Origin of the sequence: Methylobacterium mesophilicum (assembly GCF_022179445.1) — a bacterium.
In the GTDB taxonomy this organism is placed as follows: Bacteria; Pseudomonadota; Alphaproteobacteria; order Rhizobiales; family Beijerinckiaceae; genus Methylobacterium; species Methylobacterium mesophilicum.
In genome coordinates this window covers 36,453-49,810 of record NZ_BPQU01000013.1, presented here as the reverse complement: position 1 = coordinate 49,810, position 13,358 = coordinate 36,453, and the positions used below count along the sequence as shown (strand labels likewise).

At 69.5% G+C, this 13,358-nt stretch carries 12 protein-coding genes; 8 read left to right on the top strand and 4 right to left on the bottom strand.

All coding sequences use genetic code 11. The features are described from left to right. Nucleotides 1–48: 48 nt before the first annotated feature. Nucleotides 49–558, bottom strand: coding sequence for a DUF427 domain-containing protein (locus MFF40_RS14670; protein WP_147896656.1), 510 nt, complete (start codon nt 556–558; stop codon nt 49–51). A 118-nt stretch (nt 559–676) separates the two neighbouring features. On the opposite strand from MFF40_RS14670, the gene otsB reads away from it, so the two are divergent. From otsB to MFF40_RS14650, 4 genes are all read left to right on the top strand, one after another. Further along, nucleotides 677–1,420, top strand: a complete 744-nt coding sequence (gene otsB / locus MFF40_RS14665; RefSeq protein ID WP_238261016.1) for a trehalose-phosphatase — start codon at nt 677–679, stop codon at nt 1,418–1,420. A gap of 81 nt (nt 1,421–1,501) precedes the next feature. Then, on the top strand, nt 1,502–2,509 hold the full coding sequence (locus MFF40_RS14660) for a glucokinase (RefSeq protein ID WP_147896658.1): 1,008 nt from the start codon (nt 1,502–1,504) through the stop codon (nt 2,507–2,509). A gap of 63 nt (nt 2,510–2,572) precedes the next feature. Continuing rightward, nucleotides 2,573–2,815 carry a type II toxin-antitoxin system Phd/YefM family antitoxin gene (locus MFF40_RS14655; protein ID WP_138910056.1) on the top strand — a complete coding sequence of 81 codons (243 nt, stop codon included), beginning with the start codon at nt 2,573–2,575 and terminating at the stop codon, nt 2,813–2,815. Further along, nucleotides 2,812–3,198 carry a type II toxin-antitoxin system VapC family toxin gene (locus MFF40_RS14650; RefSeq protein ID WP_147855067.1) on the top strand — a complete coding sequence of 129 codons (387 nt, stop codon included), beginning with the start codon at nt 2,812–2,814 and terminating at the stop codon, nt 3,196–3,198. The genes MFF40_RS14655 and MFF40_RS14650 overlap by 4 nt, the downstream gene beginning before the upstream one ends. A gap of 77 nt (nt 3,199–3,275) precedes the next feature. Here the strand turns inward: MFF40_RS14650 and MFF40_RS14645 are convergent, their stop codons facing one another. Further along, nucleotides 3,276–4,748 carry an MFS transporter gene (locus tag MFF40_RS14645; protein WP_147855068.1) on the bottom strand — a complete coding sequence of 491 codons (1,473 nt, stop codon included), beginning with the start codon at nt 4,746–4,748 and terminating at the stop codon, nt 3,276–3,278. Between the two features lie 189 nt (nt 4,749–4,937). On the opposite strand from MFF40_RS14645, the gene MFF40_RS14640 reads away from it, so the two are divergent. Beyond that, a complete protein-coding gene (locus MFF40_RS14640) occupies nt 4,938–5,198 on the top strand; it encodes a hypothetical protein (protein WP_238261014.1) in 261 nt (86 codons plus the stop codon). A 99-nt stretch (nt 5,199–5,297) separates the two neighbouring features. After that, entirely contained in the window at nt 5,298–6,239 is a 942-nt protein-coding gene (locus tag MFF40_RS14635) for a 2-hydroxyacid dehydrogenase (RefSeq protein ID WP_147855069.1), read from the top strand. Nucleotides 6,240–6,244: 5 nt separating this feature from the next. Here MFF40_RS14635 and MFF40_RS14630 read toward each other — a convergent pair whose 3' ends face one another. Both MFF40_RS14630 and leuA read right to left on the bottom strand, forming a co-directional pair. Continuing rightward, nucleotides 6,245–8,224 (bottom strand): acyl CoA:acetate/3-ketoacid CoA transferase, encoded by a 1,980-nt coding sequence (locus MFF40_RS14630; protein WP_147855070.1) that lies wholly within the window; start codon nt 8,222–8,224, stop codon nt 6,245–6,247. Between the two features lie 371 nt (nt 8,225–8,595). Continuing rightward, the gene (gene leuA, locus MFF40_RS14625) at nt 8,596–10,281 is read right to left on the bottom strand and encodes a 2-isopropylmalate synthase (RefSeq protein WP_238261012.1); all 1,686 of its coding nucleotides are present in this window, start codon (nt 10,279–10,281) and stop codon (nt 8,596–8,598) included. 170 nt (nt 10,282–10,451) lie between these two features. Here leuA and MFF40_RS14620 point away from each other — a divergent pair, with 170 nt between their 5' ends. After that, complete coding sequence (locus MFF40_RS14620) at nt 10,452–11,228, top strand: AraC family transcriptional regulator (protein ID WP_238261010.1); 777 nt, start codon at nt 10,452–10,454, stop codon at nt 11,226–11,228. Nucleotides 11,229–11,403: 175 nt separating this feature from the next. Next, nucleotides 11,404–13,347, top strand: coding sequence for a cytochrome C oxidase Cbb3 (locus tag MFF40_RS14615; RefSeq protein WP_238261008.1), 1,944 nt, complete (start codon nt 11,404–11,406; stop codon nt 13,345–13,347). Nucleotides 13,348–13,358: the final 11 nt, after the last annotated feature.

Genomic DNA, 13,358 nt, shown 5'->3' with positions numbered 1-13,358 from the left:
TTCGGCCGGTGCGGCTCGATCAGGAGGATAAAGCGTGCCCCGGTGGGATCACCAGCCCATCGTTCCCGCGCCGCCCTTGAACGGGCCGACGATGCCGGGGGTGATCCAGCCGCCGTAGAAGGTTCCGGGCTGGGGCGTGACCCGCGCCGCGCCGACGAAGCAGGCATCCATCGGCAGGGCGTAGAACGCGACGTAGCCGGAGATCGCGTCGAAATCCGGCGTCGGATCGGGGTAGGACCACGCGGCGCTGGGCGCCAGCCGGTCGCCGCCATGCACGTCGAACAGCACGGCCTGACCCTTCCACTCGCAGATGCCGCCGCGGCGCGGACCCGAGAGCGCGCCGGCCAGCACGTCGCCGGGCGGCAGATAGTAGGTCGGAGGATGGGACGTCTCCAGCACCCGGTAGGCGCCGCCCGTCTGCGCGATCGCTACCCCGCCGAGCACCACCCGGAGCGTCTCCATCACGCGCTCCAGCCGCGGCGGCCGCGGGTAATCCCAGACGCTCTCCTGGCCGGGCTGGATCGGATCGGGAATGGGGCGTGCGAGCGGACGTGCCATGACGATTTCGACGTATATCGTATCCATATTGAACGCTAGGTTGAAGCGGGTCACCGTTCCGCGAACGGCCGCCGCGTGCTAGCCCGGGGCCGACATTCACGGCCCGGGACCGACCGCGATGGACATCGCCCTCTTCCTCGACTTCGACGGCACCCTTGCGGAGATCGCCCCGCGGCCGGACGCGGTGCAGGTCGAGCCCGGATTGGTCGAGGCCCTGGAGCGGCTGAGCGACCGGCTCGGCGGGGCACTGGCGATCGTCACCGGCCGGCCGGTCTCGGTGATCGACGGCTTCCTGGCACCCTCGCACCTCGATGCGGCCGGGCTTCACGGCGTCGAGCGCCGGGTCGGCGGGGCGCTGTCGGGCGTGCGGGCGGAGGATCATCCGGAGTTGCGCCGTCAGGTCGAGCGTCTTCATGCAGAGAGCCGGGCGCTCACCGATGTCCTGATCGAGGACAAGGGCGCCTCGGTGGCGGTGCATTGGCGGCTGGCGAGCGCGGACGATGCCGGCCGGGCCGAGGTGCTTGTCAAGGACGCGGCCGAGTCGCTGGGGGGCGCCTACCGACTCCAGCTCGGCAAGGCGGTCGGCGAGATCGTGCCGGCCCAAGCCACCAAGGCCCATGCGATCCGCGCCTTCATGGAGCGTTCCCCCTACGCGGGTCGCCGTCCGGTGTTCTTCGGCGACGACCGGACCGACGAGATCGCCTTCGCGTCCGTGAACGCGGATGGCGGCATCGCGGTCCGGGTCGGCGACGGCGACACCGTGGCGACCCGGCGCCTGCCCGACCCGGCCGCCGTCCGGGCCCTGCTGCGGGACTGGGCCGCGGGCGGCCGCATCGATCCAGAAGCCCTGCCGCCGGCCTGAACCCGCCCTATCATTCGCGGCACGGCGGCAGGCACGCGGCCTGCCTCGCGGTGAGCCCGCTCAGGAAAAGGCTACGCGTCGATGTTCGAATTTCCGGTTCTGATCGGTGACATCGGTGGCACGAATGCCCGCTTCGGCCTGATCGCCGAGTCGGGCGCCGAGCCCCAGCTCCTGTCGCACGAGGCGACCGCCGACCATCCGGACCCGTCCCACGCCATCAAGGCGGCGTTGGCCAAGGGCGGGAATGCCGGGCCCGCGCCGCGCTCGACGATCCTGGCGATCGCCGGTCGGATCGACGGTCCGGAGGTCCAACTCACCAACGCCCACTGGAAGATTGCCGGCGAGCGCATCGCGAAGGATTTCGGGCTCTCCTCGGCGGTGGTTGTGAACGATTACGTGCCGGTCGCGGCCGGCGCCGCCGATATCGAGCCCCACGATCTTACGCCGGTCGGGCCTTGTCCGACGGTGCCGGGCGGCGCCCGGGTCGTGCTCGGACCGGGCACCGGTTTCGGGGCGGCGGCCCTGGTGCCCTACGCCGCCCATCTCGCGATCGTCTCCACCGAGGCCGGGCACACCGATATCGGCCCGGCGGACGATTTCGAGGAGAAGATCTGGCACGCGCTGGAGCGTGTCGAGGGACGCGTGACCGTCGAGGCGGTGCTGTCGGGCCCGGGCCTGGCGCGGCTGCACGCGGCGGTGGCGCATGTCCGCACCGGCCGGCCGCACGACAAGATCGATCCGGCGGCGGTGACCGAGGCCGGGCTGAACGCCTCCGACCCGCACGCCGCGGAGGCGCTGGAGCTGTTCGGCCGTCTGCTCGGCCGCGTCTGCGGCGACCTCGCCCTGACCTTCCTGGCCACCAGCGGCGTCTATATCGGCGGCGGCATCGCCCCCCGCATCGTCAAGGTTCTGGAGGAGAGCGGGTTTCGCGACGCGTTCGAGCGCAAGGCGCCGTTCGCCGAGATGATGCGCCAGATCCCGACCAGCGTCATCACGGTCCAGGATCCCGCCTTCCGGGGGCTCGCGGCCCTCGCCAACGAGGGTCGGCGCTTCGTCTACCACGGGCAGGTGTGGCGGAGTGAGGGCTGACGGCCTACGATGCCAGGATGGCGCCGCGCGATGCGGCGGACGGATAGGGCAGGGACCGGATCGATGCGAACGGTCAATCTGAAGGACGCCGAGACCAACCTGCCGCACTTGGTCGAACAGGCGGCTTTGGGCGAGCCGTTTATCATCGCGAAAGACGGCCGGCCTCTGGTGCGGGTCCTGCCTATCGATGCGCCGACATCCGTCGAGACGTCACGGATCGGATTTCTAGCCGGACGCATCCACGTCCCCGACGATTTCGACCAGATGGGCCGTGACGACATCGCGGCGTCGTTCGAAGACCGGTGAGCGACCTGCTCGACACGCATATCCTGCTCTGGGCTGCAGCAGGTTCCGATCGCCTGACACCGGTTGCACGCCGCCTCATCGAAGACCCTGCGAATACGCTCGTGTTCAGCGCGGCGAGTCTTTGGGAGATCGCGATCAAGAGCGGGCTGGGCCGTGACGATTTCCAGGTCGATGCGAAGAGCCTGCGGGAAGGCTTGATGAACAACGGCTATATCGAGTTGCCCGTCACAGGCGCCCACGCATCCGCGGTCTCCCGTCCACCTCCCATCCACCGAGACCCGTTCGATCGGCTCCTGATCGCGCAGGCTCTGATTGAGGGACTGGAACTGGTCACGGCCGATCGGATCATCGCGCGCTATGAAGGGCCGATCAGGCTGATCTGATGGGATGAGCTTCCCTCTGCGTAGCCGGATCGCGATGCGACGAACGCAACGAGACCCGGCTGTCGGTTGGCGGCTGATTAAGCCGCCGCGAGCGGCTTCGAGACGTCCTCCAGCGACTTGCCCTCCGCGGCCGTACCCCAGACGCCGCCGACGACCGCGGCGATCAGCATCAGCGCGGCGCCGATCCCGTAGCCGAACAGCACCCAGTCGCGGGAGCCGGTCTCGACCAGGCTGCCGAACAGCAACGGGCCCGAGACGCCGCCGATGCCGGTGCCGACCGCGTAGAAGGCCGCGATGGCCAGCGCCCGGATCTCCAGCGGGAAGGTCTCGGAGACGGTCAGGTAGGCCGAACTCGCCGCGGCGGACGCGAAGAAGAACACCACCATCCAGGCCGCGGTCTGTCCCACCGGACCGACCACGTCGAGCCGGAACAGCAGGCCCACGGCCACCAGCAGCACCGCCGAGATGCCGTAGGTGAACGCGATCATCTGGCGCCGGCCGATCGTGTCGAACAGCCGCCCGAGGAGCAGCGGGCCGAGGAACGAGCCGAGCGCGAAGGGCAACAGGTACCAGCCGACGCTGTTGCCCGGCACGCCGTAGAACCGCTCCAGCACCAGGGCGTAGGTGAAGAACAGCGCGTTGTAGAAGAACGCCTGCGCGACCATCAGGGCGAGGCCGACCATCGTGGCCAGCCGGTTCGTGACGAACAGGGCCCGGAACACCTCCGACAGGGGGGTGTGGTCGCGGGTCCGGACCTTCATGCGCTTGCTCTCGTCCACCGGCGGCAGGGTGACGCCCTCGTCGGTGAAGCGCTTCTCGATCCCGGTGACGACCCGGTCTGCTTCCGCCGCGTAGCCGTGGGTGGCGAGCCAGCGCGGGCTCTCGGGGATCCAAGTGCGCAGCAGCAGGATCACCAGGCCGATGGCGCCGCCGGTGAAGAAGGCGACGCGCCAGCCCCAGGCCGGATCGATCACCTCGGGCCGCAGCAGCACGATCGACATGAACGAGCCGAGCGCGGCGCCGATCCAGAACGAGCCGTTGATGACCAGGTTGGTCCAGCCGCGGACCCGGGCCGGGACCAGTTCCTGGATGGTCGAGTTGATCGCCGTGTACTCGCCGCCGATGCCCGCGCCGGTGAAGAAGCGGAAGACGCAGAAGCTGGCGACGTTCCAGGACAGCCCCGTGGCCGCGGTGGCGACCAGGTAGAGGGCCAGGGTGATGAAGAACAGCTTCTTGCGGCCGATCCGGTCGGTCAGCCAGCCGAAGCCGAGCGCGCCGGTCACGGCACCGATGAGGTAGCAGGAGGCTGCCAGGCCGACGTCGAACTCCGAGAACGACATCGGCGGCTGGCGCAGGGCGCCCACCAGGGATCCGGCCAGCGTGACCTCGAGCCCGTCGAGGACCCAGGTGATGCCGAGCGCCACGATGACCAGCACGTGGAAGCGACCCCATGGCAGCCGGTCCAGGCGCGCGGAGATGTCGGTGTCGATGACGCGTCCGATCTCCGCGCGCTCGGGTGTCCCGGCGCCCCCCTCAACCTTGCTCGCCATGCTCGCGCGTCCTCCCGATGGGTCTGTTTACCGTGCCTCAAGACCCGGTGTTTACCGCGACTCGACGCAGGTGTTGGGAACAGGTTGGGAATCGATTCGGTTCGATCCCGTCTTCACGCGTGATGGGCACAGCTGGCGTGTCCACGCGGGTTCCCTGTCATGTTCGCTCCGTCGCCTCACTCCCGGCCCTTGCGCCGGTCCCGTTACGGCCTGCTCGCCGTCGTGACCCTGGCCGGGCTCGCCACCGTGCCCACGGAGGGCGCGGACCGCCATCTCGAGCGGCCGAAGCCGCGGGTCCAGATGGCGGCGGCCGAGCGGTGGCGGTTGCGGCCCACCGAGGTCGCGGTGCCGATCACCACCGGCAGCCTGCGCAAGCGCATCGCGACCGCGATCCCCGAGGACCGCCGCAGCGTCCGCCTGGTCTACCCGGCGCTGATCGAGGCCCGCTGAAAGCAAGGCGCCGCCGGGCTTGGCGATCGCGATCCGGCCAGGCACAGCGGCTGCATTGGCCGGATCGGGCATGAGCCGCAGCGTGGACGGAGTTCGGATATGGCGGAGGTTGTCGCGCTGGTCGGCTGCAAGGGGCCCGACCAGGAGGCGGAGTACCTGCAGGTCCTGTCGGCCGCGATGCCGGGTGAGCGGCTGGTTCCGTTCCGGCTGATGGTGGAGGCCGAGCGTGCGGCCGCGCGGGTCGCCATCGTGGCCAACCCCGATCCCGCGGAGATCGCCGCCTTGCCGGGCCTAGTCTGGGTGCAGAGCCTGTGGGCCGGCGTGGAGAAGCTCGTCGGTGCCTTCGACCGGCCGCTCCCGATCGTCCGGTTGGTGGATCGCGAGATGGCCCGGGCCATGGCGGAGGCGGTGCTGGCCTGGTCCCACTATCTCCAGCGCGACATGCCCGCCTACGCGCGCCAGCAGCGCGAGCGGGTCTGGCGCCCGCATCCCTACCGCAAGCCCGCCGACACGGTTGTCGGCCTGCTCGGCCTCGGTGAGCTCGGCACCGCGGCGGCCGGGCGGCTCGTCGGCGCGGGGTTCCTCGTCACCGGCTGGGGCCGGACGCCGAAGACCGTCCCGGGCATCGCCACGTTCCACGGTGCGGACGGCCTCGGGGCGATGCTCGGCGGCTGCGACATCCTCGTCTGCCTGGTGCCGCTGACGCCGGAGACGCGCGGCCTGGTGAACGCGGCGCGGCTCGCGGCGCTCAAGCCCGGGGCGGCGCTGATCAACTTCGCCCGTGGTCCGATCGTGGTGACCGACGACCTGATCGCCGCCCTCGATTCCGGTCACCTGTCGCACGCGGTGCTCGACGTATTCGACACCGAGCCTCTGCCGGCCGGATCCCCGCTCTGGACCCATCTGGGCGTGACCGTGCTGCCGCACATCTCCGGCCCCACCGACATGGACTCGGCGGCCACCACGGTGGCGGCCAACCTGCGGGAATACCGCAGCACCGGTCAGCCGCCGCAGGGCGTCGATGCCGGGCGGGGGTACTAATCCGTCTACGCCGCCGAGGCGACCGCCGGTGAGATCCGCTTGCGTGCCTTCGCGTCGGTGGTGCCCAGGAAGGCCTGGGCCTCTTCCTTGCGCTCGAACACGTGGGGGGCGACGCCGCGCCGGGTCAGCGCCTCCTCCATCTTCAGGCGCAGGAACGCGCTCGTGACGTAGCGGGTCGTGGTCGCGTAGTAGTTCGCCTGGAGATACTGGATCATCCCGGCATAGTCGTCGATCAGATTCTCGTTGAGACGGAAGCCGTCGTGGTTGATCACGGCGTTGACCCGCTGGCCGGCCTTGCGGCAGGCCCCGACGATGCTCATCCGGAGCTCGTCCATGTCGCTCTTCACCCGGCAGTACCAGCCTTCCAGGTTGATGAAGAGGATGTTGCGCTCGCCGTCGTAGCTGATGCGCGAGGACAGATCGAGGTTGAGCAGGTCGGAAAGCAACTCCATCGGTTCGTCGCGGAAGATGCGCGGGTCCATGAGCACAGGATTGCGCACCACCGGCTTGAAATCCATGTGGGCGAGGATGTCGCGCTCGATGTCGATGCCGGGCGCGACCTCGATCAGCTCCAGGCCGTCGGCGGTCAGCTGGAACACGCAGCGCTCGGTGACGTAGAGGACCGGCTGCGAGCGTTCCACCGCGTAGGGGCCCGAGAAGGTGTTCTGCTGGACCCGGGTGACGAACTTGCGCGCCCGGCCCTCGCTGACGATCCGCACGACGCCATCGTCCACGGCGATCTCCAGCCCGCCCGCCGTGAAGGTGCCGGCGAATACCACCGTGCGGGCGTTCTGCGAGATGTTGATGAAGCCGCCACAGCCGTTGAGCTTGCCGCCGAACTTCGAGGTGTTGACGTTCCCGGCCTCGTCGCACTCGGCCATGCCGAGGCAGGTCATGTCGAGGCCGCCGCCGTCGTAGAAGTCGAACATCTGGTTCTGGTCGATGATGCAGTCGGCGTTGGTGGCAGCCCCGAAGCTCGAGCCCGAGGCCAGCACCCCGCCGACCGCCCCGGCCTCGGTGGTCAGGGTGATGTAGGGGGTGATCTTCTCCTCGTTGGCCACCGACGAGATGCCCTCCGGCGCGCCGACCCCGAGATTGACGACGCCGTTCGGCGGAAGCTCGAAGGCGGCCCGGCGGGCGATGATCTTGCGCTCGTTGAGCGGCATCCGCTTGATGCCGGTGACCGGCACGCGGATCTCCCCGGCGAGCGCGGCATCGTGCATGACGCCGTAGTTCATGCGGTGCATCTCGGGCTCGGCCACCACCACGCAGTCGACCAGGATGCCGGGCACGCGCACGTCCTTGGGCAGCAGGTAGCCGTCCTCGACGATCCGTTCGACCTGGGCGATGACGATGCCGCCGTTGTTGCGCGCCGCCATGGCCTGAGCCAGGCAATCCAGCGTCAACGCCTCCTTCTCGTAGGAGAGGTTGCCCGACGGATCGGCCGAGGTGGCGCGGATGAAGGCCACGTCGATCTTGGTGGCGGTGTAGAACAGCCACTCCTCGCCATCGACCTCGACCAGCTTGACGATGTCCTCCGTGGTCAGGGTGTTGACCTTGGCGCCGCCGTGGCGGGGGTCGACGTAGGTCTGCAGGCCGACCTTCGAGAACAGGCCGGGTTGGCCCGCGGCGCAGGCCCGGTAGAGCTGCGAGATCACCCCCTGGGGCAGGTTGTAGCCGCGGATCAGGTTGTTCTGCGCGGCCTGCGCGACCTTGGGCATCCGGCCGAAATTGGCGGCGATGACCCGCGAGAGCAGGCCGTCATGGTGCAGGCGCCCGGTGCCGAGGCCTTTGCTGTCGCCCGCGCCCGCGGTCATGATCAGGGTCAGGCCCCGGGGCGAGCCGGTCTCGACGAAGCGCTTCTCCAGCGCGGCGTGCAGCGCCTCCGGGATGCAGCTCTGGACGAAGCCCGTGGTGGTCACGACGTCGTTCACGCGGATCAGCGCGATCGCCTCGTCCGCCGTGATGACCTTGTTCTTCCTCATGAAGCCCACGATCCTCCCTCCGGCCCGGATGTCCGGACGGCCCTGCAGCCATCCGTCCCCAGGTCTGTTGCCGGCCGTTCGTGCGCAGCCTTCAGGCTTCCGGCGCACGGTCGACCAAATTTCTGACCGTCAGCACTGTTGCGCCGCATCAAAGATTTGCGGCATTGCAGTAATTGCAGGTCCGTTAGATCATGTTACCGCATTATGAGCCGGACGTGCTGCTGAAAAAGTCTTTGGCGTAAGGTCAGAAAAATTGTGCGATCGCGCTATCCGCCATGGCGGGGTGATGCTTTTGGGTTCCTGACGAGCCCGTCAGACTGGAATTTCCCTCCTCGGCCCCGGCCTGAGATGCGCGCGATGACGGCGCAGCCCTATCGGCCGAGCGACGCGGCCCCACTCGCTGCACTCAACACGGCTTTCACGGTCGCGGTCGCCACGTCGCTGTCGATCCCCACGCCGAACACCGGGCTGCCGTCGGCGAGGGTGCATTCGAGATAGGCGGCCGCCTGGGCATCCGACCCGCGCCGGAGCGCATGCTCCGAATAGTCCACCACCGAGAGGGCGATGCCGCACGCGTCCATCAGTGCGGCGAGCAGAGCCGAGATCAGGCCGTTTCCCCGTCCGGAGACGGAAACCTCCCGCCCGCGATGGCGGATCCGGCCGGTGAAGATCCGCTCGGAACCCGCCTGGCGGCGCAGGCCGCCCCCGTCGTCGACCAGCGCGAAGATCGTCGTGTCGTCGACGTGATAGGCTTGCCGGAAGGCGTCCGCGATATCGGCGGCCGAGATTTCCTGGCTCGTCCGCTCGGCCAGGACCTGCACGCGCCGGCTCAGGTCGACCTGCAAGGCCCGGGGCAGCTTCAGCCCCAGATCCTGCTCGATCACCCAGGCGACGCCGCCCTTGCCGGACTGGCTGTTGACCCGGATCACGGCCTCGTAGCTCTCGCCGAGATCGGCGGGGTCGATCGGCAGGTAGGGCATCTCCCAGACGCCGTCGTTGCGACGCGCATGGGCGGCGAACCCCTTCCGGATCGCATCCTGGTGCGAGCCCGAGAAGGCGGTGTGGACCAGTTCGCCCGCATAGGGGTGGCGCGGATGCACCGGCAGGCCGTTGCAATACGTGACGGTGTTCACGACCTCGCGGATCGCCGGGAAGCGCAGCCTGGGGTCGATCCCCTGCGTGTACAGGTTCAGGGCGAGCGTCACGAGGTCGACATTGCCGGTGCGCTCGCCGTTGCCGAACAGGCAGCCCTCGACCCGGTCGGCACCGGCCAGCAGCGCCTGCTCGGCCGAGGCCACGGCGGTGCCGCGGTCGTTGTGCGGATGCACGCTGATGATCACGGCGTCCCGCCGGGAGATGTTGCGGCAGAACCACTCGATCTGGTCGGCATAGACGTTCGGCATCGCCACCTCGACCGTCGTCGGCAGGTTGAGGATCGCCGGGCGCTCCGGCGTCGGCTGCCAGACATCGAGCACGCGCTCGCAGATCTCGAGGGCGAAATCCGGCTCGGTGAAGCAGAAGGTTTCCGGCGAGTACTCGAAGGTCCAGCGCGTGCCGGGCCGCTTCAGGCTCTCCTGCAGCATCGCGGTCACGCCGGACACGGCGAGGGCGACGATCTCGTGCCGCTCCATGCCGAACACGACCCGCCGGAACAGCGGCGCCGTCGCGTTGTAGAGATGCACGATCGCTTGGCGGGCGCCGTCCAGCGACGCGAAGGTGCGGGCGATCAGGTCGGCCCGCGCCTGCGTCAGCACCTGGATCGTCACGTCCTCGGGGATGCGGTCCCCGTCGATCAGCATCCGGACGAAATCGAAGTCGGTCTGCGAGGCAGAGGGAAAGGCGACCTCGATCTCCTTGAAGCCGATGCCGAGCAGCATGTCGTAGAAGCGCAGCTTGCGGGCGACATCCATCGGGTCGGCCAGCGCCTGGTTGCCGTCGCGCAGATCGGTCGACAGCCAGCGCGGCGCGACCGTGAGGCGCTTCGACGGCCAAGTGCGGTCCGATACATCGATCTGGGAGACGAACGGGCGGTATTTGGTGGCGGGGTTGGTCAGCATGACGTGATCGGCCGTGAGATCGTTGGCTCGGGACGGCAGCCCGGAAGGCGCCGGCTGCCGGTCGGCCGCGATGCGCGGCGACGGTCCCGATGCGGAGAGCCAGCCCTAGGTCAGGCGGCGGTGATATTCTCGCGTGCGAGGATCAAGGTTCGTCGCGGAAGGCTCAGACGGTGATCGACGGCATCCGGGTCACGGACGAGATCGCGGTCATCCGGCACGACGGCGATCGCTTCGCGAGCCCACTCCATCGCCACGCGCGGGCGCAACTCCTCTACGCGATGGCCGGCGTGATCTCGGTCACGACCGACAGCGGGACCTGGGTGGTGCCGCCGAGCCGGGCAGTCTGGCTTCCTCCGGACACGGACCATGTCACGACCAGCCATGCCGGGATCCGCTTCCGCTCGCTGCTGATCGACACGACCGGGTTCGACGGTGTCCCGGATCGCTGCAGGGTCGTCGAGGTCACGCCACTCCTGCGCGAGCTGATCCTCAAGCTCGCCGCCCTCACGGAGACGCAGGGCGACCGCGCCGTCTCAGAGGCCGTGATCTGCCTGCTCATGCTGGAGTTGGCGTTCCTGCCGGTGCAGCCGCTCGACCTGCCGGCTCCGACGCAGGCCGGCCTGGCGGATCTGTGCGACCGGATCCGCCGCGATCCCGCCCGCGCGCATTCCATCGCGGCGGCGGCCGCCGAACTCGCCATGAGCCGGGCGACGTTCATACGGCTGTTCAAGCACGAGACCGGAATGGGATTCGGCCGGTGGTGCCAGCAAGCCCGGATGCTCCACGCCCTGCCGCTGCTGGCGGAGGGCCGGGCCATCCTCGATGTCGCGCTGGATTGTGGCTACGACAGTCCGAGCGCCTTCGCGGCCGTATTCCGACGCTCCTTCGGGCGGCCGCCGAGCGCGTACTTCCGGCCGCCGCCTGCGGAAAGCGTCGACCGGGGCTGAACGCGCCGTCGCGGATCGGACCGATGGGCGGTTCGGACGCCGGCCCCCCTGGCGAGAACGTGACACCCCGTCCCGCCCGCCCGGATGAACCTCGGCCGCGGATGCCCGTTGAACGCCGGCCGCCGATCCCCGCACGCCCGCGGGGCGGATCGGCCACGGACATCGAAGACCGTTCATGGGTTGGCCCCGCCGCATCCTCCTCGCCGCCGGCCTCGCGACCGTCGCGGCCGGTGTCACGATCAGCCTCGGGCGCTTCAGCTACGCGCCGATGCCCGACAGGGCCGACCTGCTCAACCCCGATCGCTACCCGATCCAGACCGCCTTCGACGTCCTCGGGCGCCGGGTCTCGCGTGCCGAAGCGGACCGCCTCGACGGCACCGAGGCCGGCCGAAAGGAACTCTCGGCCGGGAGCGGCGCCGTGGCGATCGATCCCGCCATGATCGAGCGCGGGCGGCAGGCGTTCTACCAGGAGACGTTCGGTAACGAGGTCTTCCTCACCGACGTGATGGGCATGCTCGACGGCGGCCTGACGCCCACCGCGGTTGCCCTCGCGGTGGCCAAGCTCGGCGGGCAGGGCACCACCAACCTGCAGGTCGCCATGGCCCGGGACATGCGCGTCGGCGACCGCACGTACCGCAAGGGCGAGCTGGTCCCGACCGGGCTCGACGTGCCGAAGGGCGGCGCGTTCATCATCGGGATCAAGACCTTCTCGGACCGGGGCCATCTGCGGATGGGCATCACCTGCGCGCTCTGCCACGCTGCGGTCGATCCCGGCACCGGCAAGGTCGTCGAGGGGGCGCCCAACACCGATCTCAACGCCGGGCTGCTGATGGCGCTGGCCAAGAACGCATCCGCCTACTTCATGCACGCCAGCGTGAGCCAGGCAGATCCCCTGCAGGCGGGTTCGGCCGGAGCCGGGCCGGCCCTGCCGGATGCCGAGGCCGTCGAGGCCGCCACCAAGGTCCAGGTCGCGAGCTGGCCGCCGGGCAGCTTCGATTCCTCGGCCGACCGGGTGACCAACCCGACCTCGATCCCGTCGAGTTTTTCCGCCCACGGCGAGCCGTACAGCTGGAGCGGGCGCGAGGCGGTGGGGCCGTTCGCCGGCCTGTCCTCGCTCAACAACAACGTCCACGCCGCCAACTCCGATACGACCCAGCTCGCCGCCGCCGCGCCCTGGCTGTTCGGCATGGATGCGGAGACCTATCTCGGCATCGTCCTGCGCCGCGCGGCCACCGAGTCCTTCCGGTACACGCCGGGCGAATCCCGCAAGCCTTCGGAGGTGCTGCGCAGCGTCGACCCGACGCCGGCCTCACCCGGGCTCAACAGCTACGCTGTGCTGCCGACCTATCCGGCGACCAACTACGTCACCGACAACGGCCTGTTCACCTCGGTGCCGGGCGAGCCGGTCAACCACGCCAACAACGCCATGTCGGCGTTCCAGAACCTGCTTCACCCACCAACCGCACAGCAGGATCCCGCCGCCGTGAATGCGGGGCGCGCCGTGTTCGACAAGGCCGGCTGCGGCGCCTGTCATTCGGGCCCGGCGCTGACCAATCACCGGATCATCCCGGTTGGCGAGATCGGCACCGAGCCGACCCGGGCCAGGGCCGGGGCCAAGATGGAGGCGCGGCTCTCGCCTCCCAGCCTGTTCGCCACCGATACGCCGTTCCCGCTCCCGGCCGATCCGGTGATCGTCCCGGTGCCGCTGGCCGGCGACAAGCTCGCCCAGGTTCAGCTTGCCTGGGGGCAGGGGGGAACCGAAGGCGGCTACAAGGTTCCGAACCTCGTCGGCCTGGCCTGGACGGCGCCCTACCTGCACGATTCCGGCATCGCGGTCGGCCCCGATCCGGCGACGCAGCGCGGCGTTTCGGGCACGGTGTACCGCGGCATCGCCCCCGATCCTTCGAACAGTCTGCGTGCTCTGATCGACCGTGACCTGCGGGCTCAGGTGATAGCGGCGAACAAATCCTCGGATACGGCGCGCATCGCACGCGTTACCGGCGAAGGACACGCGTACTGGGCCGACGCCGCCTCCGGCGTCGCGCGGCCGGACCAGGACGCACTGATCGCCTACCTGCTGTCGATCGACACCCTGACCGAGCCGGCGGCGACGCCCTGATCCGAACGGGA

Bases quoted from the DNA above. Each gene is read 5' to 3' on its own strand.
- MFF40_RS14635 (WP_147855069.1), top strand. From the start codon at position 5,298: ATGGCGGAGGTTGTCGCGCTGGTCGGCTGCAAGGGGCCCGACCAGGAG.
- MFF40_RS14670 (WP_147896656.1), bottom strand. From the start codon at position 558: ATGGCACGTCCGCTCGCACGCCCCATTCCCGATCCGATCCAGCCCGGC.
- MFF40_RS14655 (WP_138910056.1), top strand. From the start codon at position 2,573: ATGCGAACGGTCAATCTGAAGGACGCCGAGACCAACCTGCCGCACTTG.
- MFF40_RS14615 (WP_238261008.1), top strand. From the start codon at position 11,404: ATGGGTTGGCCCCGCCGCATCCTCCTCGCCGCCGGCCTCGCGACCGTC.
- otsB (WP_238261016.1), top strand. From the start codon at position 677: ATGGACATCGCCCTCTTCCTCGACTTCGACGGCACCCTTGCGGAGATC.
- MFF40_RS14645 (WP_147855068.1), bottom strand. From the start codon at position 4,748: ATGGCGAGCAAGGTTGAGGGGGGCGCCGGGACACCCGAGCGCGCGGAG.
- leuA (WP_238261012.1), bottom strand. From the start codon at position 10,281: ATGCTGACCAACCCCGCCACCAAATACCGCCCGTTCGTCTCCCAGATC.
- MFF40_RS14630 (WP_147855070.1), bottom strand. From the start codon at position 8,224: ATGAGGAAGAACAAGGTCATCACGGCGGACGAGGCGATCGCGCTGATC.
- MFF40_RS14660 (WP_147896658.1), top strand. From the start codon at position 1,502: ATGTTCGAATTTCCGGTTCTGATCGGTGACATCGGTGGCACGAATGCC.